The 17,360-nt window shown below is 60.5% G+C and carries 18 protein-coding genes and 1 riboswitch; of the genes, 6 read left to right on the forward strand and 12 right to left on the reverse strand.

All coding sequences use genetic code 11. The features are described 5' to 3' along the window. Positions 1–3: 3 nt before the first annotated feature. From cobU to NP603_RS00250, 4 genes are read right to left on the reverse strand one after another with little or no spacing between them, the layout of a single operon-like run. Entirely contained in the window at positions 4–531 is a 528-nt protein-coding gene (gene cobU / locus NP603_RS00235) for a bifunctional adenosylcobinamide kinase/adenosylcobinamide-phosphate guanylyltransferase (protein WP_256608905.1), read from the reverse strand. Beyond that, the gene (locus tag NP603_RS00240; RefSeq protein WP_256608906.1) at positions 524–967 is read right to left on the reverse strand and encodes a universal stress protein; all 444 of its coding nucleotides are present in this window, start codon (positions 965–967) and stop codon (positions 524–526) included. The genes cobU and NP603_RS00240 overlap by 8 nt, the downstream gene beginning before the upstream one ends. 13 nt (positions 968–980) lie before the next feature. Then, a complete protein-coding gene (locus NP603_RS00245; protein ID WP_256608907.1) occupies positions 981–1,487 on the reverse strand; it encodes a hypothetical protein in 507 nt (168 codons plus the stop codon). 2 nt (positions 1,488–1,489) lie between these two features. Continuing rightward, positions 1,490–3,379, reverse strand: coding sequence for an ATP-binding cassette domain-containing protein (locus NP603_RS00250; protein WP_256608908.1), 1,890 nt, complete (start codon positions 3,377–3,379; stop codon positions 1,490–1,492). Positions 3,380–3,620: 241 nt separating this feature from the next. Here NP603_RS00250 and NP603_RS00255 point away from each other — a divergent pair, with 241 nt between their 5' ends. Genes NP603_RS00255 through cueR form a run of 3 tightly spaced genes read left to right on the forward strand, consistent with a single transcriptional unit; the run spans position 3,621 to position 5,192 of the window. Continuing rightward, positions 3,621–4,187 carry a cation transporter gene (locus NP603_RS00255; protein WP_256608909.1) on the forward strand — a complete coding sequence of 189 codons (567 nt, stop codon included), beginning with the start codon at positions 3,621–3,623 and terminating at the stop codon, positions 4,185–4,187. Next, complete coding sequence (locus NP603_RS00260) at positions 4,174–4,803, forward strand: HAD family hydrolase (protein ID WP_256608910.1); 630 nt, start codon at positions 4,174–4,176, stop codon at positions 4,801–4,803. The genes NP603_RS00255 and NP603_RS00260 overlap by 14 nt, the downstream gene beginning before the upstream one ends. Then, positions 4,800–5,192 carry a Cu(I)-responsive transcriptional regulator gene (gene cueR / locus NP603_RS00265; protein ID WP_256608911.1) on the forward strand — a complete coding sequence of 131 codons (393 nt, stop codon included), beginning with the start codon at positions 4,800–4,802 and terminating at the stop codon, positions 5,190–5,192. Before NP603_RS00260 ends, cueR begins: the two co-directional genes overlap by 4 nt. Here the strand turns inward: cueR and NP603_RS00270 are convergent. Continuing rightward, positions 5,181–6,023 (reverse strand): hypothetical protein, encoded by an 843-nt coding sequence (locus NP603_RS00270; protein WP_256608912.1) that lies wholly within the window; start codon positions 6,021–6,023, stop codon positions 5,181–5,183. The genes cueR and NP603_RS00270 overlap by 12 nt on opposite strands. Before the next feature lie 345 nt (positions 6,024–6,368). Here NP603_RS00270 and NP603_RS00275 point away from each other — a divergent pair, with 345 nt between their 5' ends. The 3 genes from NP603_RS00275 (at position 6,369) to NP603_RS00285 (ending at position 8,594) form a co-directional block, all read left to right on the forward strand. After that, a complete protein-coding gene (locus tag NP603_RS00275) occupies positions 6,369–6,857 on the forward strand; it encodes a hypothetical protein (protein WP_256608913.1) in 489 nt (162 codons plus the stop codon). Between the two features lie 86 nt (positions 6,858–6,943). Next, entirely contained in the window at positions 6,944–7,327 is a 384-nt protein-coding gene (locus NP603_RS00280; RefSeq protein ID WP_256608914.1) for a hypothetical protein, read from the forward strand. Between the two features lie 352 nt (positions 7,328–7,679). Continuing rightward, positions 7,680–8,594 carry an AraC family transcriptional regulator gene (locus NP603_RS00285; protein WP_256608915.1) on the forward strand — a complete coding sequence of 305 codons (915 nt, stop codon included), beginning with the start codon at positions 7,680–7,682 and terminating at the stop codon, positions 8,592–8,594. 39 nt (positions 8,595–8,633) lie between these two features. Here NP603_RS00285 and NP603_RS21855 read toward each other — a convergent pair whose 3' ends face one another. The 7 genes from NP603_RS21855 to NP603_RS00320 all read right to left on the reverse strand — a co-directional run bounded on the left by NP603_RS21855 (position 8,634) and on the right by NP603_RS00320 (position 17,215). After that, positions 8,634–10,841 (reverse strand): cytochrome-c peroxidase, encoded by a 2,208-nt coding sequence (locus NP603_RS21855; RefSeq protein ID WP_305891283.1) that lies wholly within the window; start codon positions 10,839–10,841, stop codon positions 8,634–8,636. 133 nt (positions 10,842–10,974) lie between these two features. Continuing rightward, the gene (locus NP603_RS00295; protein ID WP_256608916.1) at positions 10,975–11,808 is read right to left on the reverse strand and encodes a hypothetical protein; all 834 of its coding nucleotides are present in this window, start codon (positions 11,806–11,808) and stop codon (positions 10,975–10,977) included. Positions 11,809–11,934: 126 nt separating this feature from the next. Beyond that, on the reverse strand, positions 11,935–12,699 hold the full coding sequence (locus tag NP603_RS00300; protein ID WP_256608917.1) for a hypothetical protein: 765 nt from the start codon (positions 12,697–12,699) through the stop codon (positions 11,935–11,937). 481 nt (positions 12,700–13,180) lie between these two features. Continuing rightward, the gene (locus NP603_RS00305; protein WP_256608918.1) at positions 13,181–13,759 is read right to left on the reverse strand and encodes a hypothetical protein; all 579 of its coding nucleotides are present in this window, start codon (positions 13,757–13,759) and stop codon (positions 13,181–13,183) included. Positions 13,760–13,806: 47 nt separating this feature from the next. After that, positions 13,807–15,510, reverse strand: a complete 1,704-nt coding sequence (locus NP603_RS00310; protein WP_256608919.1) for a hypothetical protein — start codon at positions 15,508–15,510, stop codon at positions 13,807–13,809. Further along, complete coding sequence (locus NP603_RS00315) at positions 15,507–16,295, reverse strand: hypothetical protein (protein ID WP_256608920.1); 789 nt, start codon at positions 16,293–16,295, stop codon at positions 15,507–15,509. Before NP603_RS00315 ends, NP603_RS00310 begins: the two co-directional genes overlap by 4 nt. An 89-nt stretch (positions 16,296–16,384) precedes the next feature. Further along, positions 16,385–17,215 (reverse strand): hypothetical protein, encoded by an 831-nt coding sequence (locus NP603_RS00320; protein ID WP_256608921.1) that lies wholly within the window; start codon positions 17,213–17,215, stop codon positions 16,385–16,387. Positions 17,216–17,277: 62 nt separating this feature from the next. Further along, positions 17,278–17,357: riboswitch (cyclic di-GMP riboswitch) on the reverse strand. Positions 17,358–17,360 lie beyond the last annotated feature (3 nt).

Here is a 17,360-nt window from a genome sequence, read left to right on the forward strand (position 1 = left end):
GGATTAAACCTGTTTCAGAATTTGCGGCAAACCGGCGGTGACCAGTACCACACGATCGCAAATTTGGGCCAGTTTTTGGTGGAGGAAGCCGGCTTCGTCGACGAAGCGGCGCGTCATCGGATCGGCGGCGACCACGCCGAGGCCGACTTCGTTGCTGACCAGAATCACCCGCTGGCCGCCAGCGCTCAGTGCCTTACATAGCGCATCACTATGGTCGCGGTAACGCTCCGCCTGCAGATGGCCTTGTTTGTCGAACAACACGTTGCACAGCCACAAGGTCAGGCAATCCACCAGCAGGCAGTGGCGGCGGCCGGCGGCTTCGCTAACCACGCGCGCCAAATCCAGCGGTTCTTCGACGGTTGTCCAATCGGTCGGCCGCCGCTGCCGGTGGTGGTCTATCCGCGCCCGCATTTCGGCGTCGCCGGCTTCGGCCGTCGCCACATAAACTACCGGCAAACCGCTGGCCAGGGCCTGCTGCTCGGCATAGCGGCTCTTGCCGGAACGGGCGCCGCCCAGCACCAATTCAATCATCGGCCAGGCGTACCGCCAGCACGTCGCATTTGGCGTGGTGCAACACGCCGTTGGCAGTGGAGCCCAACAACAGGGCCAGGCCGTGGCGGCCGTGCGAGCCGACCACGATCAAATCGACTCGGTTTTCCACCGCGACGCGAACGATTTCCAGTTTCGGGCTGCCCATCTCCAGCCATTGCCGCTCGGCGGGTACGCCCAATTTTTCGCCCAATTCGGCCAGCCGTTTTTTCGTGGCTTCGATCAGTTCCTGGGTCAAGTCGACGTCGAACGGAATCATCGGCCCGTAGGCCGGATCGGTAATCGGTAGGTTATCGACCACATGCACCAGGCTGAGTTGCGCCTGGTTTTGCTCGGCGAGACGTTTGGCTTTTTCCGCGACTTGCTGACCGTGTTCGAAAAAATCGGCGGCCAGGAGGATGTGTTTGTACAAGGTCATATGGGCTCCAGAGTTAATCGGCGGCGGGTCCGGCGAATAATAAGGTCATTACTTGCGAGGAAATCAGTATATATAAAAACGCCAACGCCAAGCCGAAAAGCAAGGGCCGATCCAGCGCATTACGGAAGATATGGCCGTTGACCAACCAATGCCAGATCATCATGCCCATCACGGCAATGAAAGCAACGTCGCCGATCTGGGTCTGCAGGCTGGCCACGGCCGGAATCGCACATAGACTGATCACGGCGTCGGTACCCAGCAAGGCGGTAAAGGTCTGCGGAAACCGCGCGGTTTTGCCGGCAAAATACAGCAGCGGATAACAAAACCCGACCAGCAACGCCGTTTCCACCGCGATCTGGGCAATAGCTTTGCTCCAGGAACCGTCCAGCAGCAGAATCAACAGATTCACGCCGATATAGGGCACGAATACCAGCCGGTACAACACCGGCGCGGCCGGTACATCCTGCGGACCTTTGCGCAGGATGGTAATCTCGAAAAACAACACGATCAGTTGATACATGGTCACTCCGCTTGTTGTAGGTTTTCCTCCGCGGCCAGCCAATCCATCTCGGCTTGTTCCAGCGCGCTGTCGATCTGGCTTTTGCGGCTTAGCAGCTGTTTTAATTGTTCCTTGTGTTGGTCGGCATAAATCGCCGGATCCGCCAGCATTTCCTCCAGATCCCGTTGTTGCTGGTGAAACTTTTCCACCGCCGCTTCGGCTTTTTTGACCGCATCCAGCAGCGGCTTCAGCCGTTGCCGGCGCTCGGCATCCTGCTTGCGCTGGTCTTTGCGCGATACGTTGCTGGCCGGTTCGCTACCGGCAGCAGGTTCGTCCGCAGCCTTCTTCTGCTCCGCCAGCCATTGCTTGTAATCGTCTAGATCTCCGTCGAAAGGCTGCAGCCGGCAACCGGCCACCAACAGCAATTGATCGGTGACCGAACGTAGCAAGTGCCGGTCGTGGGAGACCACCACCAGCGCCCCCTGGTATTCCTGCAAGGCCACACTCAGGGCGTGGCGCATTTCCAGATCCAGGTGGTTGGTCGGTTCGTCCAGCAACAGCAGATTCGGATTTTGATAGACCAGCATCGCCAGCACCAGCCGGGCTTTTTCGCCGCCGGAAAATGGCCCGACCGGATCGTTAACCTTGTCGCCGCGAAAATCGAAGCCGCCCAGGAAATTGCGCAAATCCTTCTCGGTGGCCTGTTTGTCCAGTTGCTGCAGATGCCACAGCGGGCTTTCCTCCAGCCGCAGCAATTCGAGCTGGTGCTGGGCGAAATAGCCGATGTTCAAATCCTGGGCGGTCTGCAGCTTACCAGCCAAAGCCGGCATTTGCCCGGACAATACTTTGATCAGGCTGGATTTGCCGGCACCGTTGGGGCCGAGCAGGCCGATCCTGTCGCCGGGCGAGATCGACAGACTGGCGTTTTTGATCACCACCTTGTCGGCGTAACCGATGTCGGCTTCCTCGATCTTCAATAGCGGATTCGGCATCCGTTTCGGCGGCGGAAAGGCGAATCCGAAGGGCGAATCGACATGGGCCTGAGCGATGATTTCCATCCGCTCCAGCGCCTTGATCCGGCTTTGCGCCTGGCGGGCCTTGGTGGCTTTGGCTTTGAAGCGGTCGATGAAGCTCTGGATGTGGGCAATCTCGCGCTGCTGCTTTTCGAAGGCGGATTGCTGCTGCGCCAGTTTTTCGGCCCGCATCCGCTCGAAGTCGGAATAGTTGCCGGTATAGATCTCGGCCTTGCCTTGTTCGATATGAACGATGTGGTCGGTGATCGCATCCAGAAAGTCGCGGTCGTGCGAAATCAGCAACAGCGTGCCGGGATATTTGACCAGCCAGTCCTGCAAATAAATCACGGCGTCCAGATCCAGGTGGTTGGTGGGTTCGTCCAGCAACAACACGTCGGAGCGGCACATCAGGGCCTGGGCCAGATTCAGCCGCATCCGCCAGCCGCCGGAAAACGAACTGACCGGCCTGGCTTCCTGCTCGCTGGTAAAACCCAGGCCGTTCAACAGCCGCGAGGCGCGTGCTTGGGCAGTGTAGCCACCGGCGTGTTCCAGTGCCGCATGCAATTCGGCCAGCTTCAAACCGTCGTGCGCTTGCTCCGCCGCGGCCAACTCGGCCTGCAGCCGGCGCAAGGCCTGATCGCCGTCCAGCACGTAATCGATCGCCGAACACGGCAATGCCGGGGTTTCCTGGGCGACATGAGCGATTTCCAGATTCGGCGGCAGCGAGAACTCGCCTTCGTCGGCATGCAACTCGCCGCGCAACAGCGCGAACAAGCTGGATTTGCCGGCACCATTGGCGCCGGTCAAGCCGATTTTCTGGCCTTTATGAATGGTGAAAGACGCCCCGCTGAACAGTTGGCGGCTGCCGCGGCGAATCGCGATGTTTTTGAAATTGAGCATGGTTGTGGCAAAAACGGTCGGCTTGGCGACATGCCGCGCCGGGATCGCGATTTTAGCGCGGGACGCCGATTGGGGTGTGACGGATTTTTCGCTTCGGCGCCAACCCAAGGCCGACGGGCCTTGCCGGACGGTCCCGCAATCCGCTGATGTTCGGCAAAGGCCACCGCAAAAATTGTTTGACCTTGCCACGGTGGTAAGCCGAACACTGCCAGCACAGTCAAACAACACTGGAGAAGCGATCATGTCGACACCCCATACCGAACACCATACCGAACACCCTACCGATCATACGCTGACGCTGGCGATAGCCGGCATGACCTGCGCCTCCTGTGCCGGGCGGGTCGAACAAGCCCTGGCTAAAGTCGCCGGGGTGCGCCAGGCCCGAGTCAATCTGGCCGGCGAGATCGCCATCGTCAGCGGCGATGCGCTGGACCTCGAGCGGTTGCAGCAAGCCGTCGCCAAAGCCGGTTATCGGGCCCTGCCCGGACAGTATCGAGCTAAGTCCGATTCGGAACGCCAACCCGGCATATCAGTAATGTTGTCGGCCGTATTATCGTTGCCATTGGCGCCGCCGATGCTGTTGGAACCCTTCGGTTTGCATCCGATGCTGCCGGGCTGGCTACAGCTGTGTTTTGCCAGCACGGTTCAATTCGGCTTGGGTGGAGGGTTTTACCGGTCGGGCTGGAAGGCCTTGCGGTCCGGCAGCATTGATGGCCGGCACCGGAATCGCCGCCCCCCACGGGATTTTGATCAAAAATGCGGAGGTATTGGCGCTTGCGCACCGGATCTCCACCGTGATCTTCGATAAAACCGGAACCTTGACCGAGGGCAAAGCCAATCTGGTGGAAACCGTCGCCGTCGGTATCGACCGGAACCGGATATTGCAGTTGGCCGCCTCGCTACAGCAAGGCAGCGTGCATCCGTTGGCGAAAGCCGTGCTCGAAAAGGCGGGCCGGCTGAAGATCGACCCGCTGCCGGCGCTAGCGGTCAAGGCCATCCCGGATCGCGGCCTGTCCGGACGCGTCGACAATCTTGACCTGGTGCTGGGCAGCAGTCGCTGGGTGAGCGAATTCGGCGCCGACTTGGCGGGACTGGCCGCGCATGCGAAAAATCTGGAAAATCAAGGTTACAGTATTTCCTGGCTGGCGACGTCCGCGCCGCAGACAATCGTGCTGGGCATGATGGCGTTCGGCGACAAACTCAGGCCGAATGCATATCCGGCAATCAAACAGTTGCAAGCTTTGAATCTGCACGCGGTGCTGTTGAGCGGAGATAATCGCGGCAGCGCCAGAGCCGTCGGCCAGGCCCTGGGCATCCGCGACGTCGGCGACGGCGACGGCATCAACGATGCCCCGGCACTGAGTATTGCGGCAACGCGCCGATCCGCATTTGACGGCATTGGATTTTGGGGGAACAAGCGATGAACATTAGCCAAGCGGCAAGTTTGACCGGCGTCTCGGCCAAAATGATCCGCCATTATGAAAGCATCGGCCTGATCAGAAAAAGCGCGCGCAGCGTTTCCGGCTACCGGATCTATCGGGAGGATGACCTGCAGGTGTTACGCATGATCAAACGCGCCCGCCATTTGGGCTTCTCGCTGGAACAGATTCGGGAATTGGTCTCGCTGTGGCAAGATCCGGCCCGGGCCAGCGCCGACGTCAAAGCGATCGCCCGGGCTCACATCGCCGACTTGAATCGCCGCATCGCCGAGTTGAGCGAGATGCGCGATATCCTCGCGCAATTGACTCAGAACTGTAGCGGCGATGCCATGCCGGATTGCCCGATCATCGATACCTTGGCCTCAAGCGGCTGACCGATTGGTCGGCGCCAAGCTTTTTCGGCGGAAACCGCCGGCCAATGTTACTGCTGCGCCGGTCAAAAACAACGGCAACACCGCCGGCAACGGCACCGGTTGAATCGGAACGCCGAACGTGCCGGACTCGGAGGCGGCGATCTCCACCCCTTGCGGCAGAATCAGATTCAGTGTCGCGGTGTTGTTCAAGGCGCCGGTGATGATGGCGTTCGGATCGACCGCGAATATCGTGAAGCTCAACAAGGCGCCGATATCGGCGTCGACGTTGCCGGTAAAAGTTTTGGTCACCGACAAGGTATCGCTGAAGGCGCCGTCGCTACTATAAAAGCTGGAGTCGAAGGCATCGGCGCCGCTGGTCGGTCCGAAATTGATCGAAGCGAAGCCGTTGGCGCTGCCGCCTACGATGCTCAAGATGCCGTCCACTTGCAGTTCGAAAGTCACCTCGTAAGGCGTAGCCAGGTCGGAGTGCAGGGAAATCACGTCGTCCAATTCGGCGCGAGCGCTGAGTACGCCGATTTCACCGTTGGCTTTAGCGTCTTGCGCGGTATTGTCGATTTGGCCGAACACCTTCAACTCCAGCAGGCCGATATCGGCCGAGGCACTGTAATAGAAGGCGCCGTTCGGATCGCCGGCCTGGACCGCGACGACCGACCGGTCGAACGGCGTACCGGGCGGACTGGGTTCGGCATCCGCGGTCACATTTTCGCGAACGAAATTGCCGTCCAAATCGGTATAACCGGCCGCCGCGATTTGGGAGACGGCGTGGGCGGATAAACTGAAGCAGGCTAGCAAGCCGCCGTAAAGCAGGGAATAAGCGCTAGGGTTTCGCATTGGGAATCCTCCTGAAAGTTGCAGGTAAAGGCCAAACGGCAGCGATAGTCTAACGCGCGGGAATAGCGAATAATATGTTAGCTATTTCACATTTTATGTCCGAATTTACTGACTTGATCTATGCCTTATGCAGGCCTGAAATCGATCGGAAATAAACCAAAGGCAAAGCCGGCAGGAATGGGATTGGAAAGCTATGGCGCTTGGAATGCGAGGGAATGAGGGGGATCGACCCGTTGCTGCCTATCGCCCAACGTGATTCAATGACAGCGTTTGAATCGTTACCAGTCATCGCTGCCTATCATTGATGATATACAGAACTTTTTAATTACTAGTTAGGACTTTGCAATGCCGCCACTTCCAGATCTAGTCGTTGGTGCGTTTCTAGCATTGCTTGGCGTCCTTGTTTCGCAACTCGTAGCCATGATCCAAGCGCGTCTAGAACGCGAACACAAACGCGATGTGCTCTTGCGAACCAAGTACGAAGAACTTGGGGCTCATTTCCTTGAGTCAATGAAACTTCCACATACCTTAATGACAGCGGAGAGTACCGAAGACATTCTCGCTTTAACGCATCAAGCATCTGGGAATCATGCGCATCTGCTGGCCATGATTTACTTCCCGAGACTTCGAGAGTCAACCGGGAAGTACATAGAGTCATATTCACAGCTTTGTCTTGCGGCAGCCGAATTACACAACCCGGACGACAAGCGTCCTCTCGGAATGCAAGTTTTCGATAAACCGTCCTATATCTCGGCTCGCAATGCTCACATTGCCGCGCGAGATTTCCTGCAAGAACAAATTGAACGTTATGCCGACACATACGCAAAGTCCTAACCCTGCGGTCCACCGGACGCTGCGCGATAAAGCCGTGCAGCGTCCGGTGACCTCCACGTTATGCAGTCAGCCAACAGGAGACACGAATGGCGCGAAATACGACGAATTGGATGAAACTCTGGGGAATCGTTGCGATCTTTCTGACCGGGATCGCCCTTGCGGAGCCGTCGATATCGCCGAGTTACGTTACGGGAAAAGCCAAGAAACTCTATAGCGTAATCTTCGGTATAGTGGTGGAGGCCAATGGTTCAGTCCATTCAGTGCGAGTTGCCCGCGTCACTGATCCAATATCTGGTGGCGTAACTCCGGTTGATGTGTCTGTTCCACCAGAATATGTAGATGCGGCCAAGAAATATATTCTTGATAAGGGGTATTCACCGAAACTCGATAATGGAAAGCCAGTAGAGTTCTACACCTATTTCTTTTATGACCCAGCAAATCCTCAAGTGTTGATAACTGAAATCAAGTAACAGCCAATGCATAACCGCGGGCCCTACCCGCGATCATAAGCCTTCGGTCGCAGGCATGGCCTGCTCCTAAAGGATGTGAACCAGCCGTTCTATTCCTTAATTTAACGGCATTGGTCCCCGGCTTCCCCACAACGATGCCTTCCAAACGATACTCGGTGTAGATTTTTACCTAAACCAAATCCGCTAGAACCCAGCCCTTCGCAAAATCCCTCTCCGCCTCGGTTCCAATCCCACCCGAATTGCACCCCACCGGCAAACCTTTGCCCACAGTCCGGAAACAGTCCTATCATGTGCCGGCGGCGTAAAGGCCGGCGCCGTTGCCGAGACCGGCCGATTAACCGAGGCTGACGATATGGATGGCCTGTCTGCAATTTTCCACAGCCTGAGCCTGCGGGCGCGACTGGTATTTGCCGGCGGCCTGTGCGGCCCTTGGGTAGTCGACCATAATTCCGAACAGGCGATCTGGTTTCATTTGGTGACCAAAGGGTGCGGCTGGGTCCACTCGCCGGCCTGGCCCGAGCCGTTGCGGCTGGAAACCGGCGATCTGGTGTTGTTTTTGCCGCACGCCCGCAAGCACTATCTCAGTTACAGCCCGAGCGACGTGAGGCCGGATTTGCCCGGCGCCCGCACCGCGCATTGGCCGCAAGGCGACAGCGGCATGGTCTGCGGCCTGATCGAACCAGGGGTTGCGCCGTTGCCGGTCTGGCGGACCTTGCCGGCCGAGATCGTGGTCAGGCAGCGGCAGGCCGGGCCGATTCTGGCGCAATTGATCGAATTGATCACGGCCGAATCCGGCAGCGGCCGCTTCGGCAGCTTTGCCGTGATCGAACGCCTGTGCGACGGCATTTTCCTGTTGGCAGTGCGCCACTGCATCGAGTCCGGTTCGGTTCAGGGCGGCGTGTTCGGCGCCATGGCGGACGCCCGGCTGGAAAAGGCTTTGGCCCTGATTCACCAGGAGCCGTGGCGGGATTGGACTTTGAACGGGCTGTGCGCGCAGGTCGGTTTGTCGAAAACCGCATTGATCCAAAAATTCGACCGCCATTTCCAGTTGCCGCCGATGGAGTATCTGACGCGCTGGCGGATGCAGATCGCCGCCGACTGGCTCAGCGAAAGCGGCATGACGGTCGAGAAAGTCGCCAGCCGCTGCGGCTACGACTCGCTATCGTCGTTCAGCCGCGCTTTCAAACGCTGCCTAGGCACCAGCCCCGGCCGCTACCGCCGGTCGCACAGCGGCGCCGAGTATCCGTTGATTCCGATTCCGGAGTGATACGGCGCGGCCGGTTCCGGGGATGCGGCATCGACCGGCTCAGGGCGCTAGCCTCTGTTCGAACGCCGGCAGCGGTTCGGCCGCGCCATCCGCGCCGACGGCCGGCACCCATAAATACTCGTCCTTGGACAGGCTGGCGTTCAGCGGATTGCCGGCGACGGTCGCGACTTCATCGCCGCTGTGCCCGTGCGGGATCTTCAGTTCCGGATGGTCGAACGGCGCGCGCTGGTAGCGGACCCGGTCGTCGGTCAGCGTTTTCAGAAAGGCCACCAAGTCGGCGCGGTTTTGCGCATCGGTTTGCAGGGTCGGCTGCGGAAATACCCGCGTTACGTGTTTGCTGTCGTTCTTGAAGTTGCCGCCGCGGCTGTAAAACTCAACCACCTGCTCCAGGGTGGCCATGCTGCCGTTGTGCATGTAGGGGCCGGTCAATTCTATGTTCCGCAGCGTCGGAGTTTTGAAGGTCGCCGTAACGGCGGCCACCATTTTCCGGTTCACCGGTTTGTTCAGCTCGGCCAATGCCGCGGCCGGCGTCGGCAGGAAGGCGTTGACCAGCGGCAGAAAGCAATTCGCGGTGGCTTGCGGCTGCGGCATCAGCCCGTCGATTTGAGTGAACAGGTTGGGCAACGAATACGGCAATTTCAGGTTGGTTGCGATTGCGTCCTGAAAATCGCAGGCGCGCACGGCGCCGACTTCGTTGTCCAGCACCGCGGCGCCGTTACCGGCCAACAACTGCAGATATTGCTGGGTGAAAGAAAGCGGATTGCCGAAATCGTCGACGCCGCCGGCACCGATATCGTTGGCTTCGCGGCTGGCGCCGTTGGACGAGAAGCCGGTGTCGTAAAACGCCGTGACCGGCAATCCGCCGACCAGCAATGGAATCCGGTTGACCACGTTGGCGCTGGCGCTGATGCGGAAAGTCGGCTCGCCGAACGCTTCCGGATGGCTTTGGGCGATGGCGGCGTTGGCGGCGATCGAGGCCGAGCTGAAATTGGGCCCCAGATGGCATAGCGCGCACTGGTTTTTGCGGAATTGCTTCAAGCCGTTCAATTCGGCCGCGCTGAGATCGACCGGCTGGTGGTTGGCGTCGCGGGCGCTGTTGTCGAACGGCGATTGGTCGGAAATCAGCGTGCTTTCGTACAACTGGATCGCCAAGGCGAAAAACATCGGGAAGTTGGCCTCCAATTGCGTGTAAGGGGCTTGGCCGGCCGGCACGGCAAGCGGCACCGAGCCCGAATACGCCCAATACTTGGCGTTGAATGCCTGCCGCACCAGCGAGCCGTAGGGCAGGCTCAGGCCCGGATTCAGTTTTTCCGGGTTGCTGTTGCTGTAAGGGCCGAGCACGCTGTCGGCGTAGTGCACCAATTGGTTTTGCAACGGCGCGCGGTACAGCAGTTTCCGGCCGACGTCCAACAGCGTGCGGTTGCTACAGCTCATTTCGGTGTGGTTGGCCGGCGGCGCCACAGCCAGCGACGCCAGCGACGAGTTGATCAGATGCAGGCGTTGCTTTTGCAGGCTTCTGGGACCGGTTTTGACCCAGACTCCGGCATCCGGATCCCGGTCTCCCCACGGGCTGCTGCCGTTGAAAACATTGTTGGCGCGGCCGTCCCAAAAACTGCGGTGGTTGAACACGGCGTTGATGACGGTCGGCGCATTGCGCGGCGTGACGCGGCGGGTGCCGTTGGCGCCGACGCGAAATACCGGGTCCGCCGTCCGGTTGCAGATGTCGGTGCCGCTGGTGAAGCGGTTGACCGCTTTGAATTCGCCGGCGAAAGTCCCGGCCGAGCCGACCACGTTGTCGGTGTCGAAAATAACCGCGGAATCGGCCAGCGGGTCCAGGCGCTGGTGCAGCGGGAAGTCGGACAGGCTCAGCGTGCGGTTCGGCCCCAGCGGGGTAGCGTCGATACTGTCGGCGAAAGTTTGCTCGGCCACCGGTTTGGACTGGCCGCCGGCGGAAATTTGGTTTTTGCTGCGGCCGTCAGCGCCGGCCTGAAAATGGCACGAGGCGCAGGCCATACCGTCGCTGCCGACGTTGCTGTCCCAGAACAAGGCCTTACCTAAAGCAATGGCCGCCTGTTTATTGGCGACGATGGGATCGCTGCCGTCCACCAGGCCCGGCACCGGCGGCACCGGCAAATACTTCAGGCTGATCGGCATCGGCCCGAGCGGCAATTCGGCGGCAAACGCCGTTGCATCGGCAAACAGCAGCGCAGCGACCAGCAAAGAACGGGGAAATTGGAATCTAGGCATGGTGTTACTCGGTGGTATGGCAAAAACGGATGGAACTGGCTGTCAGGGGTAGGCGGCCGGGTTGCGGCCGCCGGCGCGTCCGATTCGCGGACGGCCCCGCCAATCGGCTTGGCGAGGCCTTCTCCGCCAAGAGTTACGCGGCTAGGGACGGTTTGCGTTTCATACCCAGGAAGCCGGCCAGCGCGCTGCCGAACAACCAGACCGCGCCCGGTACCGGTACGGCTGCCGGCGGAGTGTAGGTCGAAGCCAGCGCCGACGCGGTGACTTTGACCGTGATGTCGCCGCCGGTGCCGGCCGCGTCCGCGCCGCCGACGAACAAGGCGTACCAGCCGGCTTGCAGGTCGTTCAGCGTCAAGGTAGCGAAGCGTTTGCTGGTGGCGAAGGCCGGATTGCCGGTGACGCCGATGCTGCCGCTGACGCCGGTTTCGTACAAGTTGTCGATACTGATGTCGTGGGCGCCGGAATTGACCTGGCCGCCGTATGAGTTGACGTAGTTGTTCGACGACGAGCTGGCGTAACCCAATGTTTCAACGATACCGTTGGTGCCGGTGGCCCAGATGATGCCCGGATCGCCGGCTTGGCCGACCGAGTTGAATTTATGGATTTGTCCGGTCAACTCGGCCGGGGTGTCCTGGCCGACGGTATCGCCCGAGTAAGCGACGTTGGTTCTGAAAATGGAAAACGCCGGGAAATTGCCGGCCGAAGAGCGGGCGTCGATCGTGACGCTTTGCGCCGAAGTCGGCAGATAGAAGTTGGTGAACGCGCCTTGCATGCCCCAGGCATCGTAAGTCAGAGCCGGATTGCCGGAAAAGCCGACCGTGCTGCCGTTGAATGCGGCGTTGGTGATCGTGGTGCCCAACTCGACGCTGTTGTCGCCGCCGGTCCAAGCCGCGGCCGCCGGTTGCGCGGCTGCCAGAGCCAAGGCCGAGGCCAACATCGAGGTTTTGAAAATTTTATTGAATGACATGTTACATACTCCTTATTGGGCGCCGGTACGGCGGCGCCGGAATGGTTCCGAATGGGATGGAAATCCGTTTGCAGGTCAGGCCCGTCGCCGATTAGCCGGCTCCGGTCCGTCCGAATGGCCGGCGGATCAAGCCGATTTGCGTTTGCCCAGGCTCAGGAAGCCGGCCAGCGCGCTGCCGAACAGCCAAACCGCGCCCGGCACCGGTACCGGTTGCACCGGTTCGCCTCCGACCGTGACTTGGATCGGATTGAGAGTCAGATTGGCGCCGGTGTCGTAGTCGGTAGCCAGAAAGGTCAATTGGTAGTCGAAATGGTCTTGGCCGTTGGCGCCGGTGAAAGGATTGGTGCCGGTGGCGGCAGTGATGTTGTCGCCGGTGTTAAAGCCGGCAACCGCGTCGTTGATGTCCAGTTTGTAATCGCCGAACGCAATCACGTAGTGGCCGGCATCCAATGCGGTCGACAGGTAGGAGTCGCGGGACAGCAGGCTGCCGTCGGCCCAGCCGTCGCTATTGCCGGGCGGAGTGTATGCCTTGCCGTCGTCGGCGCTGGTGACTTCGGTATCCAGAGAAACGTAATCTTGATAGAGCCGGAACTGGGTGTCGGCCAGCGTGATTTCGCCGTCGCCGTTCAGGTCGACGTAGGCGCCTGGATGTGAACCCCAGCCGTTGCTGTAGCCTTCGTTGGCGCGGACGTCGATGATGACGTTGGCGGCCGCACTCAGCGTAAACGCCCAATAGTCGATGGTCGTGCCGGCGCCCAACACCGGATCGGTTGCCTTGTGAATGGTGCCGTTGACGGTGGCGGCCTGTGCGCCGGAGACAGTGGCGGCCGACAGCGCCAATGCCAGTAAGGATTGGCGGAGAAGCGGAATTTTTTTATCGATGTTATGCATGGTTAATCCTTTGTAAAACGGAAAATTGAGCCGGTTACCGTGTTGCCGCATCGGCGCGTATCTTCCCGGAAACGCCGCTGCGGGCGGACATCGAGCGAGGTCCGCGATGACGGAGATTGGCAGGATTACTCTTACAATTAGTGTGCCTTTATTAAATTCTTTTAACTATCAAATGGTTAAATGGATCAAATTAATTGAACTATGTTAAGAAAGAAGATTTACGAAAAATTTGTGTGATATGGCTCGCGCTTTTGAAGCCTAGCTGTGGCTGCTTGCCGGCACGGCGTGGGTCAAGCTTGGCGACTAATTCCATTGCCGCCGCTTGGGCCGGTAGCTCTAATGCCGATAAGTCGCAATACCGGCATGGATTGCCGGTATCCGGACTGAAGGGATGCAAATGAGCCCAACATCCCCGGCACCCGGGCTTGGCGGCCATTACTGCCGCCCGAAGATATGGGCGCGGAGTATGGATGGCGCCAGGTTAAGCGCGGCGGCGGAACAACAAACCCAAGCCGGCCGCCATCGCCGCGAAGCTTGATGGTAGCGGCACCGATGTAATCGTGGCCGACGCCACGTTCGCCGGCAGCGGGTCGCCGTTGGCGTCGGCCAGCGCGTTGACGTTCAAGCTCAATTCGCTGCTGCCGTTGGCCAACACGTCGAAATTGACCACGGCCAGCGTGAAGCTGGCGGCCTGCAACGCGTCTAAATCCGCCGTGGTATCGAACGATAACTCGAACAGATTCAGCCGGCCCGCACCGGCCAGCGCCGCCGTCGCCGGATTCGAGCCCAAGTCGAACGGGTCCAGTTGGTTGGCCAAGGCCGGATCGCCGAATGCGGTGCCGACATAAGCCAAATGGCCGGCGTCGAACAACAGGTCCAAATCGTAGGCCGCCAACGACGGCGCAGCGCCGACGCCCAATCCCGATATCGAGATCGCGACTCTCAGTGCCGATGCGCTCTGAGCGATCGGCACCAGGTTCAAGCCGATGGCGGCGCCTGCCGCTGCCGAAGTCGATAACAACCATGCCCCGATCAGGGCCAGGCTAACGCGCTTGTGCATTTACCGAATCTCCTTTTTTACATGGCGCAACGGTGCCGGAAACCGTGTCAATCGTTCGCGCAACGCGGCCGGGTGCACGATGCCGCCAGCTTGCGGGCATCCAGCAGGTTAATGGCGCCGTTGCCGTCGATGTCGCGCGGATCGCCCGATGCGACGCGGCGGCCGCGGCCGGCTAAGACCCGGCGGCCGGCTAAGACCCGATCGATGTCGGCCTGGTCGACGTCGCGGTCGGCGTCGATATCGCCCACTACCCGTATCGTTTCGCATACGTCGGGCAGATGGTTGGCATTGGTGTCGCCGACCCGGCGCTGTGCGATGTCGGCCACATCGGATTGGCCGTTTTGGTTGCAATCGGGGAATACCTGCAGGTAATACACGTCCTGCTCGCCGTTGAAGGTAGCGGTGTAGGCGATATGCGCGGCGTTGGCGTCGGACACCAGGGTCGAATAATCGCCGATCTTGGTCGATGCGTGCGGATAGGCCAGCGTGGTATCGAAGGCCGGGCTGACCGGCACGTTCTTGCTCCAGGTTTGGCCGCCGTCCCAGGAATAGCTGTAATACAGCCGAGAGACTTTGTAGCTGGCGCTGTCGCGCGTGTCGTACCACACCGCGTCGATGCGCGAATTCGGCGCCACGCCCATCATGCCGAACCAGTTCCAGTGATGTTGGCTGCGGCCATCGTCATTGATGCGTACCGGCGCGCTCCAGCTGTCGCCGCCGTCGAGACTACGGACGAAGCTGATATCCAGATTGTCCTCGCCGGGCGGATCGATCGTCGCCAACAGGTAGAGCTGGCCGCGCATCGCGCCGCTAGAGGCGTCCACGCCGACTTGGACGTCGCCGATAGGGCCGTACTGGTTCGGGTTTTGTTTGAACAAAAACAGCGGCGCCAAGCCGCCCAAATCGACTTCCCGGGTGTCGAAGCTCGGGATTTGCGCCGGCTCGCGGGCGTTCAGCGAGCGGGAAAACACGTGGCGATGCAGATTGCGGTCCGGTTGTTCGGGATCGAACTCGGGCGGCTCCAGCCGGCCGGCCAGATACAACTCGCCGTCGTTGCCGACCCGCATCGTGCCGAAGGTCGGCGTGCTCGGAATCGCCAGCGGCGGCTGGAAACTGGCGCCGCGGTCGGTCGAGCGAACGAAGCATTTTTCGGCCAGGCAATCGCGCCAAACCAGATAGACGTGGCCGTCGCTGGCGGTTCCGCTGCGGTCCACGGCCATCTGCGCCTTGTCGCCGCCCTGGCCGTACGCGAACGCCGGCGCCTCCCAACTGCGGCCGCCATCTAACGACTTGATGACCTGTATGTCTTGCACGAAGGTGTAGGTCGGGTCGAAATGCAGGCTCTGGTAATAAAAATGTCCCAGCGCGTCGACATCCAGCGTCGGATTGCTGCGGCCCTCGCCCGGCGTAATCGTGCCGACGAAATGCCAATGCCCGCCGGCGTCGGCGGTATAAGCCCATCCGCCTTGGCGAAACGACGACGCCACCGAATCGAATTGGCGCCAGGACACCACGATATTGGCGGGGTCCAGCGGATTCAGCGCCAGGCTGGGTTCGTTGGCCGCATCGCCGACGATATTGCGGCCGTCGGCAGCGACATTGACTTGGTTGCTGAGGTAAACGCCCTGCCGATATTGCTCGGCGGCCGCAGCCCATGGCCAGCAAGCGGCCAGCACCGCGGCGGCCAGTGCGCGGTGCGCGGCGGCACGCTCCGTGTCATGCCGGCCGTCGCGGTAGCAAACGCCGCTCACGCGTTGCGGCCTACGCCGCTACGACCGATGCCGAGACCGGCCAGGCCCGCCGCGAACAGCAGGAATGCCGGCGGCAACGGTACCACCGCGGTTTGCAGGTTGAAGTTGCCGACGATAGCGCCGCGGCTGCCGTTCAAATGGTCGTAGCCCTCGCCCAACCCCAGATCGCCGGAAAGGCTAAAACTGTCCGAATCGAGCCCCATCACGACGTTGAACAAATTAAAGGATTCGGCGCGGAAGGAAACATGGTTGTACAGGCTCCAACCCGAGCGGCCGCTGGCGGCGTCGATATTGGCGGCATCGTATTCCAGCGTGTAATCGCCGGACAAGATGCGGTTGAAGTTGGTACCGGTATCGACGCGGAAGCGGAACACGCCGGCCAAGCCGATGGCGCCGTTCACGGTGGCGGCGAAATTGGCCGGGTCGAAATCGATAGTGGTCGGTTTGCTGCGGCGGCCGGTCAAATTGCCGACTTGGCTGGGATTGACGGCCAAAGCCAATCCGGTCGCGGGGATTTCGCCGCTTCCCGGCACCAAGTGGTCTTCCAGAATCTGGTTATAGCTGCGGCTGCGCGACGCCGGCGCGTCGAAAAACTCCTCCAGGTACATCGCCGGAGCCGGAGTTTCGTCGATCGCGATGGCTGCCGCCAGCGCGTTGCGATCGAAATTTACGGTCATCGCGCCGCCGGAGACCGTGGCGGCTGCGGCCGGCGCCGAGACTGCCGCCGCCAGCAGCGCGCCGGTGCCGAAACGGGAAGCCAATAATCTAACTAACTGAATGCTCATAATGTTCGCGGGTGGAATAAGCTTACGAAGGGGTGCGGCCAAGCGGTAAAAACGCACCCGGCCGCATTAGCCCGGGTGCGACGACCGGCTCAAGCGGAAAGGGCCGAACGTTTGCGCCTAACAGATGCCATCACGCCAAACAGCCCGCTGCCGAACAACCAGACCGCAGCCGGCAGCGGAACCGCGGCCGGAGCCGGCGAAACCAGGCTGAAGCTACCGGCGCGACCGGCTTGGCTGACGCCGTCGCCGCCGAACAGGAACGCACTGGTACTGGCGGACCACCATAGTTCGCCGCTAAACAGCAGCTTGTTGCCAGCGGTCGTGACGCTGATGTTGCGGGTATCGAAAGTGGTGGAGGCGAAGCTGACGTTGTTGGTCAAAGCCCAGCCGCTGTTGACGCCGTTGTTGCGCGCCGCGACGTAGCCGAATTGGTAATCGCCGGACAGCAAGGTACCGGTGAAGCTGCCGCGGGTCATTACTACGCCGTTCAAACCGGCAACGCCGCTGGCGGTAAAGCTCGAGGCATTGGCCAACGCATCCTGGCTGCTGTCCCAGGCCAGCGTGGTGGCTTTATTGTTACGGCCGCCGCTACCGAACGGAATGCCGGTGCCGGCCAAACTGGACGGGTTGACCTCGAACGACAGCGTAGCCGGTGCCGGGTAGCTGCCGGTCGGCACGGCTATCATCTGCGACGTGTTCAGGGTGTCCGCCACCGCTTTGTCGAAATAATTGGCAACGTAATAGCCGGTGAGCGCGCCGTCGCCCAAGGTCAAGCCGGACAACAAATCGTCCGGATGGTCGAAGGAAATGTTGAACACGCCGCCGTGCAAGCTGCCGGCGTTTGCGGCGTTAGCCAATGCCAGCGCGCCGGCGGCCAGGAAGCAGCGTAGCCGCAGCGATTTCGATCCAGTCTGTTGCATAATTTTTTCCTTAAATTGAAAGATACAGTTGGCGGATTCAAGCCGCCGATGGCTCCCGTTCGAGAGGCGGCCCGGCTGTCTCGGCCTAGCAAGACCCGCGGCTTTCCGGCTCCGTCTTGCGGCGGATGTGGCGAAGCGTCTCTTC

It is taken from the genome of Methylomonas aurea, assembly GCF_024505045.1.
GTDB classification, from domain to species: Bacteria; Pseudomonadota; Gammaproteobacteria; order Methylococcales; family Methylomonadaceae; genus Methylomonas; species Methylomonas aurea.

Bases quoted from the DNA above. Each gene is read 5' to 3' on its own strand.
- cobU (WP_256608905.1), bottom strand. From the start codon at position 531: ATGATTGAATTGGTGCTGGGCGGCGCCCGTTCCGGCAAGAGCCGCTAT.
- NP603_RS00240 (WP_256608906.1), bottom strand. From the start codon at position 967: ATGACCTTGTACAAACACATCCTCCTGGCCGCCGATTTTTTCGAACAC.
- NP603_RS00245 (WP_256608907.1), bottom strand. From the start codon at position 1,487: ATGTATCAACTGATCGTGTTGTTTTTCGAGATTACCATCCTGCGCAAA.
- NP603_RS00250 (WP_256608908.1), bottom strand. From the start codon at position 3,379: ATGCTCAATTTCAAAAACATCGCGATTCGCCGCGGCAGCCGCCAACTG.
- NP603_RS00255 (WP_256608909.1), top strand. From the start codon at position 3,621: ATGTCGACACCCCATACCGAACACCATACCGAACACCCTACCGATCAT.
- cueR (WP_256608911.1), top strand. From the start codon at position 4,800: ATGAACATTAGCCAAGCGGCAAGTTTGACCGGCGTCTCGGCCAAAATG.
- NP603_RS00270 (WP_256608912.1), bottom strand. From the start codon at position 6,023: ATGCGAAACCCTAGCGCTTATTCCCTGCTTTACGGCGGCTTGCTAGCC.
- NP603_RS00275 (WP_256608913.1), top strand. From the start codon at position 6,369: ATGCCGCCACTTCCAGATCTAGTCGTTGGTGCGTTTCTAGCATTGCTT.
- NP603_RS00280 (WP_256608914.1), top strand. From the start codon at position 6,944: ATGGCGCGAAATACGACGAATTGGATGAAACTCTGGGGAATCGTTGCG.
- NP603_RS00285 (WP_256608915.1), top strand. From the start codon at position 7,680: ATGGATGGCCTGTCTGCAATTTTCCACAGCCTGAGCCTGCGGGCGCGA.
- NP603_RS21855 (WP_305891283.1), bottom strand. From the start codon at position 10,841: ATGCCTAGATTCCAATTTCCCCGTTCTTTGCTGGTCGCTGCGCTGCTG.
- NP603_RS00295 (WP_256608916.1), bottom strand. From the start codon at position 11,808: ATGTCATTCAATAAAATTTTCAAAACCTCGATGTTGGCCTCGGCCTTG.
- NP603_RS00300 (WP_256608917.1), bottom strand. From the start codon at position 12,699: ATGCATAACATCGATAAAAAAATTCCGCTTCTCCGCCAATCCTTACTG.
- NP603_RS00305 (WP_256608918.1), bottom strand. From the start codon at position 13,759: ATGCACAAGCGCGTTAGCCTGGCCCTGATCGGGGCATGGTTGTTATCG.
- NP603_RS00315 (WP_256608920.1), bottom strand. From the start codon at position 16,295: ATGAGCATTCAGTTAGTTAGATTATTGGCTTCCCGTTTCGGCACCGGC.
- NP603_RS00320 (WP_256608921.1), bottom strand. From the start codon at position 17,215: ATGCAACAGACTGGATCGAAATCGCTGCGGCTACGCTGCTTCCTGGCC.